The sequence below is a fragment of the Tenacibaculum sp. ZH5_bin.1 genome (assembly GCF_042865525.1).
In the GTDB taxonomy this organism is placed as follows: Bacteria; Bacteroidota; Bacteroidia; order Flavobacteriales; family Flavobacteriaceae; genus Polaribacter; species Polaribacter mesophilus.
This window is the reverse complement of the sequence record NZ_JBEGIO010000001.1, coordinates 976,008-994,134: the sequence shown is the minus strand read 5'-3', so window position 1 is coordinate 994,134 and position 18,127 is coordinate 976,008. Positions and strand designations below refer to the sequence as shown.

Sequence of the window (18,127 nt, the reverse complement as noted above, 5' to 3'; positions counted from 1 at the left end):
AAAGGGATTAATTTACATTAAAAGTTAATTCTACTTCTTTTGGAGGTAAACAGTTCATTCCTGTACACACCATATACTCTACCACTCCTTTAACTGTAAACTTTTCTGTAGTTTTTAAACGGATTCTCTGAGTAAAAGTAGCTTTAGTATCGAAATATTTAATTTTCATTTCAAAGATTGGATCGTCCACTACATGTCCTGCTTCTTCTTTAGTATTTCCTTTTTTCAAGTATTTAGTATCTCCTTCAAAAGTAAATAAGGTTGGAATTGGTCCTCCTTTTGGAATCTCTTGTGAATACAAATGCCAATCTTTTTGAATTGTTGCGGTAGCTACTAACTCTGCTTCTTTATCTGATATCTTTTTTACTGAAGTACTCCACTTTACTGGATCGTGCACTTGGGCAAATGTAGTAGTACAAACAGCCAATAATAGAATTAAAAATAATTTTTTCATTGTTTTATTTTAGTTGCATTATCTTAAACCTGTAAATGTAACGCCTTTATTTGCTAAAAAACAAAAGATTAAAAAAAGTTTAACATTAACAACTAAGCACAAAACAAAAAAGGTTTTCAATTAAATTGAAAACCTTTGCTTAGTAGCGGGAACAGGACTCGAACCTGTGACCTTCGGGTTATGAGCCCGACGAGCTACCTACTGCTCTATCCCGCGATTTGCGGTTGCAAATATACATCTTTTTCTTTGTACTATCCAAATAAAAAGCAAATAATCCTTACTTTCATTCTAAAGATGGAACTACATCTTAACAAACTAAACAGAAAATCAACATTTCTCTTAATAAAATATAATAAAAGATGGTTATTACTTGGTTACACTCAAATCATAAAACAAAAAAATCAACACTATTATCAATACAATTCAGTAAAACATAATCAAATGGGAACAAATTGAGATGGGTTTAGGCTTTCTAAGACTTGAAATAAAATTTCATAAGAATTGTGTTTAAATATTAAAACATGTCAACACGAATTTTTAATCACAAAAAAAGGTTTTCAATTAAATTGAAAACCTTTGCTTAGTAGCGGGAACAGGACTCGAACCTGTGACCTTCGGGTTATGAGCCCGACGAGCTACCTACTGCTCTATCCCGCGATTTGCGGTTGCAAATATACATCCTTTTTCTTGTTCTGCCCAAATAAAAAAGCATTTATTTTTCATATAAATATATCCCCTTAAATAACAAGCATGTAAAAAATAAATACTTCTTACACAAAACAACCTATCTTTGCACTATGACACATAAAGCAGGATTTGTAAATATTATTGGAAACCCAAATGTTGGGAAATCTACCTTGATGAACGCACTAGTTGGTGAAAAACTATCTATCATCACTTCAAAAGCGCAAACTACTAGACATCGTATTTTGGGGATTGTCAATGGAGACGATTATCAAATTGTTTTTTCGGATACTCCAGGAATCATAAAACCAGCTTATGAGTTGCAAGAATCTATGATGGATTTTGTAAAATCTGCCTTTGAAGATGCCGATGTTCTTATTTACATGGTAGAAGTCGGTGAAACAGCTCTTAAGAACGAAGCTTTTTTCAACAAAATAATTAATAGCAAAATTCCAGTAATTTTGCTGTTAAACAAAGTTGATAAATCGACTCAAGAAGAGGTTGAAGCTAAGATTGAATACTGGAAAAAGAAGGTTCCAAATTCTTTTGTGTATGTAATTTCTGCTCTTGAAAACTTTAATGTAGATACCGTTTTTTATAAAATTATTGAGCTTTTACCAGACTCTCCTCCTTTTTACCCAAAAGATCAGTTAACCGATAAACCTGAACGCTTTTTTGTGAATGAAAAAATTCGTGAAAAAATTCTTCAACATTATAAAAAGGAAATCCCTTATTCTGTAGAAGTTGAAACTGAAAGCTTTATTGAAGAAGATAATATTATAAAAATCCGTTCTGTTATTATGGTAGAACGTGAAACACAAAAAGGAATTATCATCGGACACAAAGGAAGTGCAATCAAACGTGTTGGAACTGAAGCCCGCAAAGACCTTCAGCAATTTTTTGATAAAAAGGTGTTTTTAGATTTACATGTAAAAATCAATAAAAACTGGCGCTCTAACGAACGTCAATTAAAACGATTTGGATACAAAGACTAGCCTCTTTTTATTGTTCGTAATAACTGTTTCGTATACTCTTTCAATTCATCCATTTGTTTTTTTCCTGTTGATTTCCCTAGGCTTCCTACCAAGTATAAAGCAACCCATACAATAGGCAAAACAACCAGCATTACTATAGGCAGCATCGTTATTTTTTTTAACGTCCAATTGCTGTAAGCTATAATGGCAAAAATCACAAAAGCTGTTCCTACCAAAAAGTGTAAAAACATGAAAAAAGTCCACACTTGAGGTTTGGGACCAAACAAACCTTTTATATTTGATGAAGTTTCTGAAACCTCTTCTATTTCAATATGCAATTGCGGTGACCATAAATGCGATTCCTTCTCAGGTACATCAATAACCACATGATTATCTACAACCTTCATTTTGTACTTAGAAACATCGTTTAAATGCTTCTTTATTTCTTCTAACAAAACCTGAGAATTTATTTCATACTCTAATTGAAAACGAGGTTTTAAAAAAATCTGGTTGTATAATTTATCATCCATTAAATAAAATATTAGGTGCCAACAATATAGCAAAAACTATATACTATTTAAAAAACATTACAAATCATATACTAAATTGTATCTTTGCACAAATTTTTTGCAAAATGAGTATTATTGCGATTGTAGGAAGACCAAATGTAGGTAAATCCACTTTATTTAACCGATTAGTAAAACGTCGTGAAGCTATTGTTGATTCTGTTAGTGGAGTTACAAGAGATCGTCACTACGGAAAATCTGAATGGAACGGAAAAGAATTTTCTGTAATTGATACTGGTGGTTATATTGTTGGATCTGATGATATTTTTGAAGGAGAAATACGTAAACAAGTTCAGTTAGCTATTGATGAAGCTGATATTATTGTTTTTGTAGTTGATGTTGAACAAGGTATTACCCCTATGGATGCTGAGGTTGCCAAAATTTTACGTCAGGTTGAAAAACCATTATTTATGGCTGTAAACAAAGTTGACAATGCAATGCGTGATGCTGATGCTGTTGAGTTTTACAACCTTGGATTAGGAGACTATTACACTATTTCTTCCATTAACGGAAGCGGAACAGGAGAGTTATTAGACGCTATTGCGAAAGAAATTCCTGAACCTGAAGAAGATGAAGAAAAACAAGACGAATTGCCTCGTTTTGCTGTAGTTGGACGTCCAAACGCAGGAAAATCATCGTTTATTAATGCTTTAATTGGAGAAGACAGAAATATTGTAACCAATATTGCAGGAACCACACGAGATTCTATCGATACAAAATACAATCGTTTTGGATTTGAATTCAACTTAGTCGATACCGCTGGAATTAGAAAAAAATCGAAAGTAAAAGAAGACTTAGAGTTCTATTCAGTAATGCGTGCTGTACGTGCTGTTGAGCATTGTGATGTTGCGGTATTGGTTATTGATGCAACTCGTGGATTTGAAGGACAAGATGAAAAGATTTTTTGGTTAGCTGAGAAAAACAGAAAAGGTATTGTCATTTTAGTAAATAAATGGGATTTAGTTGAAAAAGAAACCAATACTATGCGTGATTTTGAAGCTAAAGTTCGTCAGGCAATTGCTCCTTTTACAGATGTTCCTATTATCTTTATTTCTGCATTAACCAAACAACGTATTTTTAAAGCTATTGAAACTGCTGTTGAAGTTTTTGAAAATAGAAAACGTCGCATTCAAACAAGTAAGTTAAACGAAACGATGTTAGAGATTATGGAGCATAATCCTCCTCCAGCAACTAAAGGTAAATTCATAAAAATAAAGTACTGTATGCAGTTGCCAACACACACTCCTCAGTTTGCTTTCTTTGCTAATCTACCTCAATATATTAGAGATCCTTACAAGCGTTATATTGAAAATCAGTTACGCGAACATTATAACTTTAATGGAGTACCTATTAGTATTTATTTCAGACAGAAATAAGTTTAACAATATTTAACTCTTAGAAAGTAGTTTTTTCTTTTTATTTGTAGCTCTTTGAAAATCATTTTGCTATAAACAATGAAAAAACTACTTTTTATTTTTACCTTATTACTTACCAGTTCAATTTTTGCTCAATCTTATCCGTTTAAAATTACTGGTACTATTAACTCTGAAAAAGATAAAACTGCTATTGAGGCAGCAACAATTCATCTTGAGAGAGCTAAAGACAGCTCGATTGTTACTTACACTATTTCTAACGACAAAGGAAAGTTTTCTTTAGAAGGAAAATCTTTTAGTAAAGACGTAAAACTCTTTATTTCTTATGTTGGCATGGATAGTTTCTCTAAACTTATAGAGCTAGACAAAACCTCTAATCTCAATTTAGATACAATTTTTTTAAAAGAAGAAAGTAATGTTCTTAGTGAAGTAGTTATACAATCACGAGCTCCAATTACTGTGAAAAAAGACACTTTAGAGTTTAATGTAAAATCTTTTAAAACTAAAAAAGACGCTAATGTTGAAGATCTTTTAAAGAAACTTCCTGGTGTTGAAGTCGATGAAAATGGAAAAATTACTGTAAACGGGAAAGAAGTCAATAAAATTTTGGTTAATGGTAAACCTTTCTTTGGAAATGATCCTAGTATTACCACTAAAAATTTAACAAAAGATATTATTGAAAAAGTTCAAATAACAGATACTAAATCTAAATCAGAAGCTTTTACTGGTGAAAAAGGAAATGCAAATAACAAAACTATAAACCTTACCATAAAAAAAGAAAATAATAAAGGTTGGTTTGGTAGAGTATCTGGTGGCGCTGGAACCAACAAACGCTTTGAAGGAGCTGCGATGGTAAACCGTTTTGATAACAATCAACGATTTAGCATATTAGCCAGCACAAACAATATCAATTCTCCAGGTTTTAGCTTTGGAGAAATTCAAAAAATGTTTGGAGGAGGTGGTAATATTTGGATAGGTGGAAATGGTAGTTTTAATGTTAATGGAAGAAGTTTTGGAGGCGGTAGCGGTATTATAAAATCAAAAACTGCTGGTGCAACCTATGCTGATGAATTTGGTAAAGGTTTAGATGTAAACGCAAACTATTTTTACTCAGGAAGTAATTCAAACAACGAATCGAAAAGTAATAGAGAGTACACACTTCCTGATAGAAAGTATTTCTCCAACTCTACTACTACTTCTGATGATGAAAATCACAATCATAGTTTTGATACAGAGTTTGACATTGAAATAGATTCTACTCTTTTAATTAATGTTAGACCTACGTTCATTTTTAACAAACGTGAAAGTAATAGCCGTAGACAAGAAGAATCTTTAAATGAAAATAATACACTTACGAATAGCTACGTGAGTTCAGCCTATTCTAAAGCAACAGCAAACAATTTTCAAAACAGATTAGATATTACTAAAAAAATTGGAGCTAAAGGTTCCTTTATTAAAGCCTCTATAACTAACAGTATTGATAAAACAGATACCGAAGAATTTAACAAGTCTATAATTGAAACTTTCGGAAATAATGCTAGCACAGAAAATAGAGACCAAAAAAGCATTATTGAAAATAACTTAACAGGACTTTCCTCACGTCTAACCTATCGTTTTCCTCTAATTGCTAAGAAATTATTTTTAGATACTAAGTATAGTTATCAACGTGATGAACGAAAAAACCAAGAAAACACTTTTGATTTTAACTCAACAACGCAACAGTACAGTGACTTTAATACTGAATTGAGTTCTGACTTTACATATAATGATATTACTAAAACCCCTTCAGTAGATTTAGTGTATAGATCTAAAAAGTGGCGTTTAAATTTTGGTACTGGTTTTGTTAACAGAACCTTAGAAAACAATGATAAATTGCGCCCTGAATTAAGCTTAAAAAAAGAATACAATAATTTAGATTTAGATGCTAGTTTCAGATATAGATTTGACTCCAAAGCCTCTATTTACTTTGATTATCGTTTAAACAATAATGCTCCCAGCATTAATCAAGTTCAACCTTTTTCTGATGTGACCAACCCTTCCAATATTGTTACCGGTAATCCAAATTTAAAACCAGCTCAAAATCACAGAGCATATATTAATTTTAACAAGTTTAACTGGCAAGCTCGTACTGGTTTTTGGTTTTATATAAGTGGTACTCTTTATGAAAATCAAGTAATAATAAACACCTCTATTGACGATAATTTGGTCAGAAAAACCTCTTATGAAAACAATGATGGGGGTTATGATTTATGGGGTGGTGGTAGCTATACAAAAAAAATAAAACTAGACTCCATTTCTAGTATTAAATTTAAAGCTGGTGGAAACATTGGTTCCAATAAAAACTTTAATATCTTAAATAACATAAAAGAAGGAGCTAAAACAACTTCGTTAACCCCTAATTTTGGAATCACATTAGAGTGGGACAAACTGGCTTCTATAGAAACACAGTATCGTATTTCTTTTTCAAATACTAAATACGACGTTAACACTGATCAAAATCAAGACTTCACTAGACATTCTGTTAATATAAGAACAAAAACAAACATCCCAAAAAAGTTAGAATGGTTAAATGACATTCGTTACACATACAACCCTAACGTAATTGGATTTAATAAAGCTGCTTGGTTTTGGAATGCTACATTAGCTTATTCTATTTTAAAAGATCAAGGTACTATTAGCTTAAAAGCATATGATTTATTAAATCAAAACACCAACGCTCAACGTAGAGCAACCTCAAACTACATAGAAGATTCCGAAAGCACCGTATTGCAACAATATTTTATGCTTGGGTTTAGTTGGAAATTTAATAGTTTAGGTAAAAAAGGTAAAATACAAAACTACGATTTCCGTTTTTAAATCTCCATTCAAAAGAACTATAAATCCCTTATCAAAAACTGGTCAGGGATTTTTTATTTTTTACTCCCATACCTAAGCATTATATTTAACATATAATTTAACTTTTCACGCCATTTATATCGTTTCCTTTTTTTGTTAATTTATCCCAATATTTACTTAAATAAAATTAAAAATTAGCTATACAATGCCCAAATACAATTTATATAAATTAATAGTTATAATCCTACTCTTTACATCTTGCTCTAAATCAGAAGAAAACCAACTACCTGCTTCTACTCTACTAACTGTAAAAATTAGTTCAACTAATCCGTTAAACAGCAAAATAGAATGGACTAATACTGATAATTCACAAAACAAAACCACCTATTACGACCTTTACTTAGGCGATGAACTAATAGCTGAATATATTGACGGTAACACTTTCGAATTTGAAGAGCTTAAAGGCTTAACTGAATACCAAGGTAAAGTAATCGCCAAGGACATAAATAACAAAACTATTACTTCTACTGAATACAAATTTTTTACTGATAAAAAACAATTTGAAGGTAATATAGAGTTAAAAAGTCAAGAAGATATTGATAACTTTACCTCTAAAGGGTACAATGCTATCAAAGGAAATCTAATTATAAACGGTAAAACTTCCTCTGTAAAAAATCTTTCTAATTTTAATGACCTTAGTCAAATACATGGAGACTTGTTTATTATAAATACCTCTCTTAAAAACTTAAGTGGTTTTGAAGGTGTAACATTAACTTCTAATGAAGCTAGACTCGTTATTATTAACAACAATCAGCTTACCAATGTTGAAGCTTTATCAACAATTACGGCTTTGGGTTCTCTTCGTATTCTAAACAATAAGTCGTTACAAAACTTAAGCGGATTTCATAAACTAAAAACTATTCGACAAGAGTTATCAATCAGTTTGAATCCTTCTATAAATAATCTAACTGCTTTACAGAATCTTAGTAAGCTTCATAAAGTTAATATTATTGGAAATGATTCTTTAGAAAACTTAAACGGTTTAGAACAAATAACAGAAGTCAACGCTGTTGTAATTAAAAATAATACTTCTTTAAAAACTATGGAAGGTTTACAGAACTTAACATCTTGTGAACTTTACTTTACTATTGAAAACAATACTAAACTTACTAAGTTAAATGGTCTTTCTAGTTTAAAGAGTGTTGGCGCTATTAAAATTATTAACAATGCTTCTTTAGCAAGTATTTCTAACTTATCATCTTTAACGTCTGTTAGTTATTTAATAGAAGTAAAAGATAATTCTAATTTAACTTCTCTTAATGGAATACAAAATATAGTTTACGATAACAGCCTCACAAATAAGGAACTTTTTATTCAAAACAATCCTAAAATTACAACCTTAGATGCTCTTTCAAACTATACTTTTGAAAGAGGTGTTATAGACATTTCAAATAATAAAAAACTTGTTAATTTTTGTGGATTAAAAAAGCTACTAACCGAAATTAAGCATAAAGATTTTGATGAAAACAACTTTATTTATAACAATGCGTATAACCCCAGTATAAATGATATTTTAGGTAAAAAATGTAATTTATCATTATAATTTTACAAAATGCACCTCATAAAAAAACACGCTGTATAAGAAAATACAGCGTGTTTTTTATTGCTTTGTTTAAAAATTATTTTACTTTTTTCATCCAAAAAATAAGTATACCTATTGTTGTTACTCCCCATAAAACAATAAAACAAACTATGGGAGCGGGTGTTTTAGGTAAACTACCGTTAACTCCATAGCGAGTTATTTCTTCAACTCCTCCCCAAAAAGACAACCCTAAAATTATCACAGTAATACTGTATGCTATAATTATTGATATTCTATATTTTTTCACCCCTGACTTCAGCTTTTGCCGCTTTGCTTGTAAATACGCTCCTGTTAAACACAGCACAGACAATGAAAGTCCGAAAATAAAATACAACCATTTAGACCACAATCCTGCAAAATTGCCAAAATGTAAAACATCTACAGTTTCCCACCATCTATGATACATGGTTAACTCCTCAGGTTTTTGAATCTTAATTACATCTCCTGTTAAAGTATTCAGAGTAATATGTGCTGTTCTTTTTCTTACAAGTAATGCTCCATTATCACCTTCAAATGATAAAAGTCCTTTATTGTAATTGTAAAAAAACAAACGCTGAATTTCCAATTCAGGAAACTCTTTTTCTGCTTTTTCTACCAGTTCATTAATACTTAAATACTTTTCCTTATTTTTTTGTATAATTTGTGAAGTATCAATATGTGGCGGCTCTGGAAGCCACCATTCCAACAAATACCAAGTTCCAGTAAGTCCTATTAATAAACCAAACCATAGTGACCATAATCCGATTAACTTATGAGTATCTGACCAAAGCCTTCTAGCTCCTTTTTTAATATTTAACTTAAAAAAACCTGATCTCCATTTTTTATAAAATAAAAAACCTGTGAGAGTTGAAAGAACTAAAACAAACCCTAAACATCCCACTATGAAGTACCCAAAATTTACTCCAAAAATACGTGATACATCTGGATCAAAAAGAGACATATGGAAACTTCTAAAAAAGCGTTGTACATTAAAATATGTTGTTTCTTCTTGTATATTATAAGATGAAGGGTTCATATAAAAACGAAAAAGTTCACCACTTTGCTTCCTTCCCCACCCATGCAATGTATAACCACTTCTTTCAGCTTCAGCTAATTCTCCTAATTCAGATTTTGGATATTTTATATGAAAAGAATTATATGCTTTTTGCCAATTAACTTCTTTTTTATCGTTTTTTATGTAATCACTTTGAAGTTTAGAATTTAGTAACCAATCTATTTCATGAGAAAAAACGGCAATACTGCCAGACCAACATATAACAAATAGTAAAAGTCCGGCAGTAATACCTATCCAAGAATGAATAGTAAAAAAAGTTTTTTGCTTAATTTTTAAAGCCATTTTTTAGTTAATGTAATTTGAAAAAGACGCCTATCTCCTACTCCAATTTGATCGGATCCTCTTAAAATATTGTCTTGTGCCGAGGTATAATAAGTTGTATCAAAAACATTAAACACATTATAACGTATTTGTAAATTGTTTTTAAATGTGTAACCTAAAGCAAAATCCATACGAGTATACCCTGGTAGTTGATATTGATTTCCACTGTTAGCTTCACGTTTTCCTTGATGTACTACACCCAAACCAATATCTAACCCTGATAAACCTATACTTTTTCCATTATAATTAGAAAACCCACTAAATTGAAACTCTGGAATGTTTGCAAACTTGTTTCCTATAATATCTTGATCACTTTCTGTTATTTCAGAATTTTGGAAACTCATACCTCCCATAAAAGATAAATCTCTAGTTAGCTTTCCTGTTAATTCAAACTCTATTCCTTTTATTTCTGCGCTTCCTAACGGTAACATAAAACGTTCTTCAGGCGTATTGCTTGGATCTGAAATAGCTATGTTTTTTCTTTCTAAAAAGTAAGCAGATGCTGTTGCTAAAGCTTTTCCGTTAAACAGTTGCCATTTTAAACCTCCTTCAAAAGAGTTTGCTCTAATAGGTTTAATTCCATTTCCTTTACGAGTTACTCCATTTTGTGGTTGTGCTGATGATGAATAACCTACAAAACCTGTTAATGTTGATGTTACGTCATATGATGATCCTAACCTAAATGAAAATAAATCATCATTATAATTACGGTTAATTAAGTTAATTGGATTAGGTGCAGATTGTGCTTCTAATTTTGCTAATACTTCTGGGCTAATACCATTTAAGTTTTGTTCTGTTATCTTTTTTACATCATCATATCTCATACCTACAACTGTTCTAAACTTAGGTGTCCATTTACCCAGCCATTGCCCAAAAACTGCATTAATTTTATCTCCAACTCTAAAGTTTGGGCGTATACTTTCTCCTACAACATTAGGCTCTTGATTATTATCTGGATTAAAAACATCTAAAGTATTTTCAAAACTTCTATACACAAAGTCTCTATCAGCATCAGTATAAGTAGCATCACTAACTGCAGTGCTTCCTCCAAAATTAAAAGCATGTCCAACACCTTCTTCATTTGTAAAGTCTCCGTTAAAATTTACCTGTACCGTTTCTGTACCAATGTCAGCTCCAACTTCAGCAAAAAATATTGGTACTACTGAATTTCCTGAAAAAGTGACTCCATCTTCTTTAAAAAGAGGCCCCCAACCACCTTCTGCATCAGCATTTCTAAATGAATGTTCTTCTGATTTTTGAGAAAAATTATGATATTGTACCGTTGCTAAAATTTTATCGTTGAATTTATGATTTAACGTTATATCAAACCTATTAGAGCCTATTTTATAATCGTCCTTTTCTCCATGAAAAGTAAAATTTCTAGGTAAAAAATTATTTTTCAATCCAGCTCCTTCAATATAAATAGTTCCTCTATCTAAAGGATCATTAGCCCAATTATATTCATATTCTACAATAAGGTTTGTTTTATCTGTTATTTTCCAATCAAACGATGGGGCAATAGTTACATACGGCCTATCATCCTGTCCATTTCTCCAAAATTGCCTTTTTTGATAACCTGCAATTAAACGACCATTTAATTTTCCTTCAACTAAAGGGCCTGTAACATCTCCAACTACACGCATAAAATTATGATCTCCTCCTCCTAAAATTACTTCAGCAGCAAAAGTATCTTTTGGTTTTTTTGTGATAATATTCATAAAACCTCCTGAAGAAGTTAATGACGCCTCAACACCAGAGGGTCCTTTTAATATTTGAACTCTTTCTATCGTTTCTATAGCTCTAACTCCTTCTGGAGCTCTTTGTTGTCGAATACCATTTATATAAGATTCTGATTGTGGAAAACCTCTAATTATCACATTTTCTACTTGTCCTCCACCATTATCGGCATTACTAACACCTGGCACAAATGTTATAATTGTGCTTAAATTTCTAGCTCCAATATCCTCTAAAAAATTGTCACTTAAAACAGCTATTGAAGCTGGAGCTTTTAGTGTTTTTATTGGTGTTTTTAATGCATTAGTTAACGGAACAATATACCCTTGATTTCTTGTTCCTGTTATCACAATTTCATTTAAACTTTCAGCAGTTTCAGTTAAAGAAAAATCTAATATATTCTTTTGATTTGCTAAAATTGTTACTGTTTTTTGTTCATTACCAAATCCTACTGAAGACGCTATAGCAATGTAATTTCCTTCTGGTGCATAAAAACTATACCTCCCATCTTTATCAGAAGATGCCCCAAAACTAGTTCCTTTTAATACTATTGATGCATAAGGTAAAGGAAGTCCTTTATCATCTAAAATAGTTCCTGTTATTACACCTTTTTCTGCTTGATTTTGTATTAAAATAGTGTTTCCTCTTACCTTATAATAAATATGATATTTAACTAATACTTCATTAAGTATTTCTCGTAATGTTACTTTTTTATACTCTTTGGTAATAACGTTTTTCTTCTTTTCATCGATGGACTCAAAAGCGAATTTACAACTTGCTTTTTCTTCTATTTTTCTTAAAGCAGTTGGTATCGTATTATTTATAAAGTTTATTGAAATTTTTTTATCTAATATAGATTCTTGTGCAAATGAACTTTGAACTGTAATGCAAAAAACTATTATTAGTATACTTTTTACAGTTCTATGAATAGCTGTATAATTTATTTTATTCATATATTTATAGTTTGTGATTTAATCGTGTTTTTGGTTGAATTACTTTTAACCAGTATGAAGTTTTGCCGACAGAATACTGGTTTTTTTATTTTGTTTTCTATGTCATTTGTATTTATTTTTTTAAAAAATTATTATCCTATCCCCTGTCTTTTTGAAATTAAAATTCAATACAAAACCAATATCTTTCATTACTGTATCTATTGATTCTTTTGTATGAATTCCGTTATATTTTCTCCTTTTTAACTCTTCTTTTTTAATCTCTATGCTACAATTATAAAATCGTTCTAACACTTTTATTACACTACTTAAGGTTTCATCTTTAAAAATTAATTTTTGTTGCATCCATGCCGTATGGTCATTTTCTTTAAAAACCTTCTTTACCAACCTTTCTTTAACAAGTATTGCTTTCTCTTTTGGATTTAGTGTCATTCCTTTTTCTTTTCCTTCTTTTTTTGAGAAAAAAAACACTTTTCCTTCATCTAAAAATATAACGTTATCCTCTCCTGTATAAGCAGATAAATTAAATTTAGTTCCTAAAACTTTTGTTACTGTTTTTTCTGTTTTAATTACAAATGGAAGTTGAGCGTTCTTTTCTACTTTGAAGTAACCTTCTCCTTTCAATATTACATTTCTATGTGTTTTTCCATACTCTCTTGATACTTCAAGAGATGATAATGCATTTAAGGTAATTCTCGTACTGTCTTTAAGTACTATTGTTCTTACTTCACCTGCCTGTGTTGTATATATTATTGGTTTGTTAACAACAAAAAAGGCTGACACTAATAAAAAAACAGTAAATGTTGCTGCTACACTCCATCTAAAAAAGAAGTCTCTTTTTGTTGACTTTATTGTATCTTTTGCAATGGCATTCCAAAGTTTCTCTTCAATATGTGATGATGTCTCAATATTGGTTTCAGGAAATTTGATCTCGTTTTCGGTGGTATTCACCCATTCCTCTATTCTTTTTCTTTCAGTTTCTGTACACTTTCCTTCTGCATATCGTGTTAAAAGTTCAGGTGTTATTTCCATATAAACTACTTTGGTTTATATATAGGAACGGATATAGTTTGACAGAGTCCTAAACGATAATCAAATTTTAAATAATTTTTAAGTTTTCATGAATAAAAGCCAAAGCTTTAGTAAGGTGATTCTTTACCGTTTTTGGTGATATCTCTAACTGAATAGCTATTTCTGCTGTAGAAAGTTGTTGCTCTCTACTTAATCGATATACTTCTTGGCATCTATTTGGTAATCGATTAACAACTAATTGTAAATCATTCTCTAAAAAATTGGTAACTGCCAGATTATGCTCTATTGACTTTGTTTCTTTTAAAACACAATCTGATGTTATTTCCTCCAATTTTTTTTTATTCTTATAAGAATTTTTAGAGCGATAGTAGTCTACAATTTTATTGCGAGCAGATTTTAATAAGTAATTTTGAGTTTGATTAGTAAACTCTATTTTATCAACTCTTTTCCATAAAGAAATAAATACATCTTGAACAATCTCTTCTGCTGCCTCTTTACTATTGGTTTTAGAATAACATAAGAGGTATAAGCTCTTCCAATGAGTTCTATAAAGTTTTTCAAAACTTTTCTCTTTTGTAAGCCTATATGTTTTTATTCTTTTAATGGGAAAAACTTCTGTTAAATTAACTCAGCAAATATAACAATCATTACTTATTTAGATTTATTAAAAATAAATTTTATTTGAATTTGTAATCCTATTTATCAAAAGTTATGATTAATGTTTTGTAAAAAAATCTCTTCCACTCTAAAACATAATTGTATGAAAGTAATAGAAAAACTAAAAAAGAGCTTTTAAGCTTTTAAAGCTACTATTTTTTGAAAGGGAGTAGTAATAAAAACGACTGATTACTTACAATTTTGTAAATTTGTATTGATTATTTTTTTACTACTCTATGAACATAAGACGAACAAAAGACATTCAAAATCTAGAACTTCCTTTTAAACTAAAAATAAGTTTTGAAAAGGTAGTCGCTTTATTTCAAAAATATGCTTCTAAAGAGTATGAAAAACATCCTTATCATCAATCATCAATAAACATAGTTCGAGAGGCAAAAAAAGCTCCTGAATTGATTAATGGGTTTTCTGATGAATCAATATTAGAAAAACATAAAGAAGCTATTGATTTATTGCTTGAACCTTTGTTTCCTGAATTATTATTAGAAAATGAAATTAAAGCAGTAAGCATTCCATTTACATTTACTTCTTTCAAGTTTACAACTCGATTTGAAAAAATTTTACAAAATGCTGGAAATGATTATGAATTAAAAGTTCGAAACTTTGAAAGTGATTTAATGTACATTTATGCATGTAGTTTAATTTTAGCTAGTGTTTACGATTATCCTATCGATTTAAAACGACCTTTTTTCTTTGATATCCCTGATAAAACAATTAATACTATAAAAAAATATCGCGCAGCTTTTAATGCTGATTTTATGGAAATTTTTCCCGCAGAAGGCACTCCTAAAATCACTGAAGAGGATATAAAAATATTACTTGATAATTTTGAAGATATAAATATTTGGAAAGAAAAATTCCCTCCTAAATCTTATATTTTTAAAGGTTTTGGGATTATGAACTTGTTTGACGTTACAACAGATGAAATTATTTCAGAAATAAGAACTAGCCTTATAAAAAAAGACGATAATTTAGTTCATACCTTAGAAGGCATCTTTCAAAGGTTTTTTGGAATTCCAGACCTCTCTTTAGGGTTTTCTATTTTTGAAACAGATTCTAATAACTTTTCCTCTTCACACATAAATAAAGAAGAAAGTTTAGTATTAAATTACGATAAAGATGTTTCTTGTGATTGCATTTTTTGTAATTACACTTTAGAAAAACTTTTCATAAACAATGAAACTCTTGCTATTTCTGATGTAGAAAAGTATGGAAATCAAGCTGAAAATAAAAACCTTTATCAACGTTTAAAAGACAAAAATATTGGCAGTATAATTTTGGTTCCTATACAAGCATCAACAAAAAACAGTATAGCTATTATTGAGTTTGCTTCTCCTAGACCTTTTGAACTAAACTCTATTAATCAAAATAAATTACAAGACTTAATTCCACTGTTTAAAATTGCGGTTGATCGTTTCTCTGAAGAACATAAAAATATCTTAGAGGCTACAATTCAAGAAAATTATACATCTATTCATCCTACTGTAAAATGGCGTTTTTATGAAGCCGCTGAAAGGTTTCATAGAGAATCATATGAAGCAAAGGAAAAAGTTAAAATTGAGGATATTATTTTTCCTGACGTACACCCTTTATATGGACAGTCTGATATTAAAGGTTCATCGGTAGCTAGAAACGCTGCTATTAAAGAAGACTTAATAACCCAACTTTCTCTAGCTATTTCAGTATTATTAGAAGCCTGTAAAGTTGAGAGCCTCCCTATTTACAAAGAGTTACAATTTAGAGTTCAAGAATATTTATCAGATGTAAAAGAAGGTTTAAAAGCTGGTGATGAAATTGCTATTTTAGATTTTTTAAAACGTGAAATTTATCCTGTTTTTAACCACATAAAGGAAGTAAACAATGATTTAAGCATATTAGTAAAATCTTATATCAATCGTTTAGATCCTGATTTGCAGGTTGTATATGAGAAAAGAAAATCTTATGAAGATAGTGTTACTTTATTAAACGATAAACTAGCTTCTTTTATAGATATTAGGCAAGAAGAAGCGCAAAAGATGTTTCCTCATTATTTTGAACGCTATAAAACAGATGGTGTTGAGTATAATATGTACATAGGACAATCTTTAACAAAAGAAAAAAAATATGACGACTTATATTTATACAACCTTAGGTTATGGCAACTACAGGTGATGTGTGAAATGGAAAATATAGCTTTAAAAGCTGCTGAAAAAATGGAACATAAACTTAGAGTAGCTTCTTTAATTTTAGTTCACAGCAATCCTTTAGCTATAAAATTTAGAATGGATGAAAAACAGTTTGACGTTGATGGTGCTTATAATATTCGTTACGAAATTATTAAGAAACGTATTGATAAGGCTCACATTAAAGGAACTGAAGAACGATTAACAGTCCCTGGTAAGATAGCAATTGTGTACTCTCAAGACAAAGATGCAGATGAGTATTACAAATATATCAAGTACTTACAATCTAAGAAACTATTAGGTAATATAGAAAAATTAGATATTGAAGATTTGCAAGGTGTTTCTGGATTAAAAGCCTTACGTGTAGAGGTTATTTACAACAAAGACTTTGATACTCAAAAAACAATGACTATTGACGAACTTATTCAGGAGTTTAAATAGCACACATTACAGAAACAGTTTCTCCTAACTTTGTTGCTTGTTCTTGTTGATAAAAAGCAAATACAAAAGCAACAACACTTACCAAAATACCAATCATAAAAACTGTGTATGTAATACGCAACAACTTATACTTTCTATTTAACACTAATCCTAAGAAGTATAAGTCTTTAGTAAGTGATCCATATAAATAATCACGATCCTTCATCATTTCGCTCATTGCCCAATCAAAATCAGGCAATTGCATTTGATGAAAATTCCCAAAAAACAAAAGATTTACTTTTTTATTAGCTACATCTTCTTTTGTGAATTTCCCTTCAGTAACATTGGGTCTTGTTGCTAAAACCGATAACACAATAGATATTACCGTAAAAATTGAAAAAATTAACGTAGGTATTATTAGGTAGTAATTAGATGGATTATCTAGTTTAGGGATTAACGTTGACAATGTCATCGAAATAATAATTGCATTTACGGATAGTAAAATATTTGCCTTTGTATCTGCAATATCACTTAACGTAATATGATTACGGAGTGCTACACGAAACATAGTTTCAATACCCCTCTCTGGTAATTCAATCTTATTTTTTTTATATGCTAACTCTTCTTTTTTCTGTTTAAGTTTAGCGGCTTCTTGCAACTCTTTTTGTTTTCTCTTTAAAAGTTGAGCTATATTTTTACTTTTTTGTTTTTCCCAAAGCTTAGAAGCTTTGCTTGTATAAAAACGATGTTTTGTTAAAAACTCAAGATTAGCGTCATCCCATTCAACAGTTTTAATTTTTCTCTTACATACTAGTTCTCTTTCCTTTCGTAATAATTCATTAAAGTCTGTATAATTTTTACTTCCAACATGAGAACAATCCGCATCTCTTAAAACCTTCTCTAATTGTCTTTTAGGTTTTGCTCCCATTTTAGTTGAAGCTATTAATTTAGATACTTCATCTATAACACTTCCTAATACTTTTTTACTCTTTAAAAACTCTGTTGCTATTTTTATACCTTCCTCTTCATGATTTTCAGGATTAACTGTATATCCAACATCATGAAACCATGCTGCTAATGTTAAAATTTGTTGCTGCTCTTCTGAGAAATTTTCTCCTTCAATTAATTCGAGTGACTTCTCAACCACTCGTTGAGTATGGGCAATATTGTGATATACAAAGTTTTTATCTAAATTTTCATTTAATAAATCAATTACAAATTGCTCTGTTTCTTGTATCAAACTGTTCATGA

Annotated in this window: 12 protein-coding genes and 2 tRNA genes; 5 read left to right on the top strand and 9 right to left on the bottom strand. The window is 30.2% G+C overall.

The window, feature by feature from the left end:
- Positions 1-7 precede the first annotated feature (7 nt).
- The 3 genes from ABHQ57_RS04595 to ABHQ57_RS04585 all read right to left on the bottom strand — a co-directional run bounded on the left by ABHQ57_RS04595 (position 8) and on the right by ABHQ57_RS04585 (position 1,111).
- Positions 8-454 (bottom strand): protein-disulfide reductase DsbD domain-containing protein, encoded by a 447-nt coding sequence (locus ABHQ57_RS04595; protein WP_047788654.1) that lies wholly within the window; start codon positions 452-454, stop codon positions 8-10.
- Positions 455-597: 143 nt separating this feature from the next.
- A tRNA-Met gene (locus tag ABHQ57_RS04590) sits at positions 598-670 on the bottom strand.
- A gap of 368 nt (positions 671-1,038) precedes the next feature.
- Positions 1,039-1,111 (bottom strand) — tRNA-Met (locus tag ABHQ57_RS04585).
- Positions 1,112-1,164: 53 nt separating this feature from the next.
- Here ABHQ57_RS04585 and era point away from each other — a divergent pair.
- Entirely contained in the window at positions 1,165-2,133 is a 969-nt protein-coding gene (gene era / locus ABHQ57_RS04580) for a GTPase Era (protein WP_317166144.1), read from the top strand.
- Here era and ABHQ57_RS04575 read toward each other — a convergent pair.
- Positions 2,130-2,642: an ABC transporter ATP-binding protein gene (locus tag ABHQ57_RS04575; RefSeq protein WP_167713066.1), complete on the bottom strand. Its 513-nt coding sequence runs from the start codon at positions 2,640-2,642 to the stop codon at positions 2,130-2,132. The two genes, era and ABHQ57_RS04575, sit on opposite strands and share 4 nt — an antisense overlap.
- A gap of 104 nt (positions 2,643-2,746) precedes the next feature.
- Here ABHQ57_RS04575 and der point away from each other — a divergent pair, with 104 nt between their 5' ends.
- The 3 genes from der (at position 2,747) to ABHQ57_RS04560 (ending at position 8,489) form a co-directional block, all read left to right on the top strand.
- Positions 2,747-4,054 (top strand): ribosome biogenesis GTPase Der, encoded by a 1,308-nt coding sequence (gene der / locus ABHQ57_RS04570; protein WP_167713064.1) that lies wholly within the window; start codon positions 2,747-2,749, stop codon positions 4,052-4,054.
- 78 nt (positions 4,055-4,132) lie between these two features.
- Positions 4,133-6,907, top strand: coding sequence for an outer membrane beta-barrel protein (locus ABHQ57_RS04565; protein ID WP_389862505.1), 2,775 nt, complete (start codon positions 4,133-4,135; stop codon positions 6,905-6,907).
- Positions 6,908-7,091: 184 nt separating this feature from the next.
- Positions 7,092-8,489 (top strand): hypothetical protein, encoded by a 1,398-nt coding sequence (locus tag ABHQ57_RS04560; RefSeq protein ID WP_389862502.1) that lies wholly within the window; start codon positions 7,092-7,094, stop codon positions 8,487-8,489.
- Between the two features lie 76 nt (positions 8,490-8,565).
- On the opposite strand, the gene ABHQ57_RS04555 is transcribed toward ABHQ57_RS04560, so the two are convergent.
- The 4 genes from ABHQ57_RS04555 to ABHQ57_RS04540 form a co-directional block, all read right to left on the bottom strand.
- Positions 8,566-9,864 carry a PepSY-associated TM helix domain-containing protein gene (locus tag ABHQ57_RS04555; protein ID WP_389862500.1) on the bottom strand — a complete coding sequence of 433 codons (1,299 nt, stop codon included), beginning with the start codon at positions 9,862-9,864 and terminating at the stop codon, positions 8,566-8,568.
- The gene (locus ABHQ57_RS04550; protein ID WP_389862497.1) at positions 9,855-12,590 is read right to left on the bottom strand and encodes a TonB-dependent receptor domain-containing protein; all 2,736 of its coding nucleotides are present in this window, start codon (positions 12,588-12,590) and stop codon (positions 9,855-9,857) included. Before ABHQ57_RS04550 ends, ABHQ57_RS04555 begins: the two co-directional genes overlap by 10 nt.
- A 120-nt stretch (positions 12,591-12,710) precedes the next feature.
- Positions 12,711-13,619 carry a FecR family protein gene (locus tag ABHQ57_RS04545; protein ID WP_389862494.1) on the bottom strand — a complete coding sequence of 303 codons (909 nt, stop codon included), beginning with the start codon at positions 13,617-13,619 and terminating at the stop codon, positions 12,711-12,713.
- Between the two features lie 67 nt (positions 13,620-13,686).
- Complete coding sequence (locus tag ABHQ57_RS04540; protein WP_389863169.1) at positions 13,687-14,214, bottom strand: RNA polymerase sigma-70 factor; 528 nt, start codon at positions 14,212-14,214, stop codon at positions 13,687-13,689.
- 298 nt (positions 14,215-14,512) lie between these two features.
- Between ABHQ57_RS04540 and ABHQ57_RS04535 the strand changes: the two genes are divergently transcribed.
- Positions 14,513-16,897, top strand: a complete 2,385-nt coding sequence (locus tag ABHQ57_RS04535) for a hypothetical protein (RefSeq protein ID WP_047790726.1) — start codon at positions 14,513-14,515, stop codon at positions 16,895-16,897.
- On the opposite strand, the gene ABHQ57_RS04530 is transcribed toward ABHQ57_RS04535, so the two are convergent.
- Positions 16,890-18,125: a Pycsar system effector family protein gene (locus tag ABHQ57_RS04530; RefSeq protein WP_047790725.1), complete on the bottom strand. Its 1,236-nt coding sequence runs from the start codon at positions 18,123-18,125 to the stop codon at positions 16,890-16,892. The two genes, ABHQ57_RS04535 and ABHQ57_RS04530, sit on opposite strands and share 8 nt — an antisense overlap.
- Positions 18,126-18,127 lie beyond the last annotated feature (2 nt).

What these genes read in the sequence shown, in the direction of transcription:
- ABHQ57_RS04595 (WP_047788654.1), bottom strand. Translation starts at nt 454, where the DNA reads ATGAAAAAATTATTTTTAATTCTATTATTGGCTGTTTGTACTACTACA.
- ABHQ57_RS04555 (WP_389862500.1), bottom strand. Translation starts at nt 9,864, where the DNA reads ATGGCTTTAAAAATTAAGCAAAAAACTTTTTTTACTATTCATTCTTGG.
- ABHQ57_RS04575 (WP_167713066.1), bottom strand. Translation starts at nt 2,642, where the DNA reads ATGGATGATAAATTATACAACCAGATTTTTTTAAAACCTCGTTTTCAA.
- der (WP_167713064.1), top strand. Translation starts at nt 2,747, where the DNA reads ATGAGTATTATTGCGATTGTAGGAAGACCAAATGTAGGTAAATCCACT.
- ABHQ57_RS04535 (WP_047790726.1), top strand. Translation starts at nt 14,513, where the DNA reads ATGAACATAAGACGAACAAAAGACATTCAAAATCTAGAACTTCCTTTT.
- ABHQ57_RS04560 (WP_389862502.1), top strand. Translation starts at nt 7,092, where the DNA reads ATGCCCAAATACAATTTATATAAATTAATAGTTATAATCCTACTCTTT.
- ABHQ57_RS04550 (WP_389862497.1), bottom strand. Translation starts at nt 12,590, where the DNA reads ATGAATAAAATAAATTATACAGCTATTCATAGAACTGTAAAAAGTATA.
- ABHQ57_RS04545 (WP_389862494.1), bottom strand. Translation starts at nt 13,619, where the DNA reads ATGGAAATAACACCTGAACTTTTAACACGATATGCAGAAGGAAAGTGT.
- ABHQ57_RS04530 (WP_047790725.1), bottom strand. Translation starts at nt 18,125, where the DNA reads ATGAACAGTTTGATACAAGAAACAGAGCAATTTGTAATTGATTTATTA.
- ABHQ57_RS04565 (WP_389862505.1), top strand. Translation starts at nt 4,133, where the DNA reads ATGAAAAAACTACTTTTTATTTTTACCTTATTACTTACCAGTTCAATT.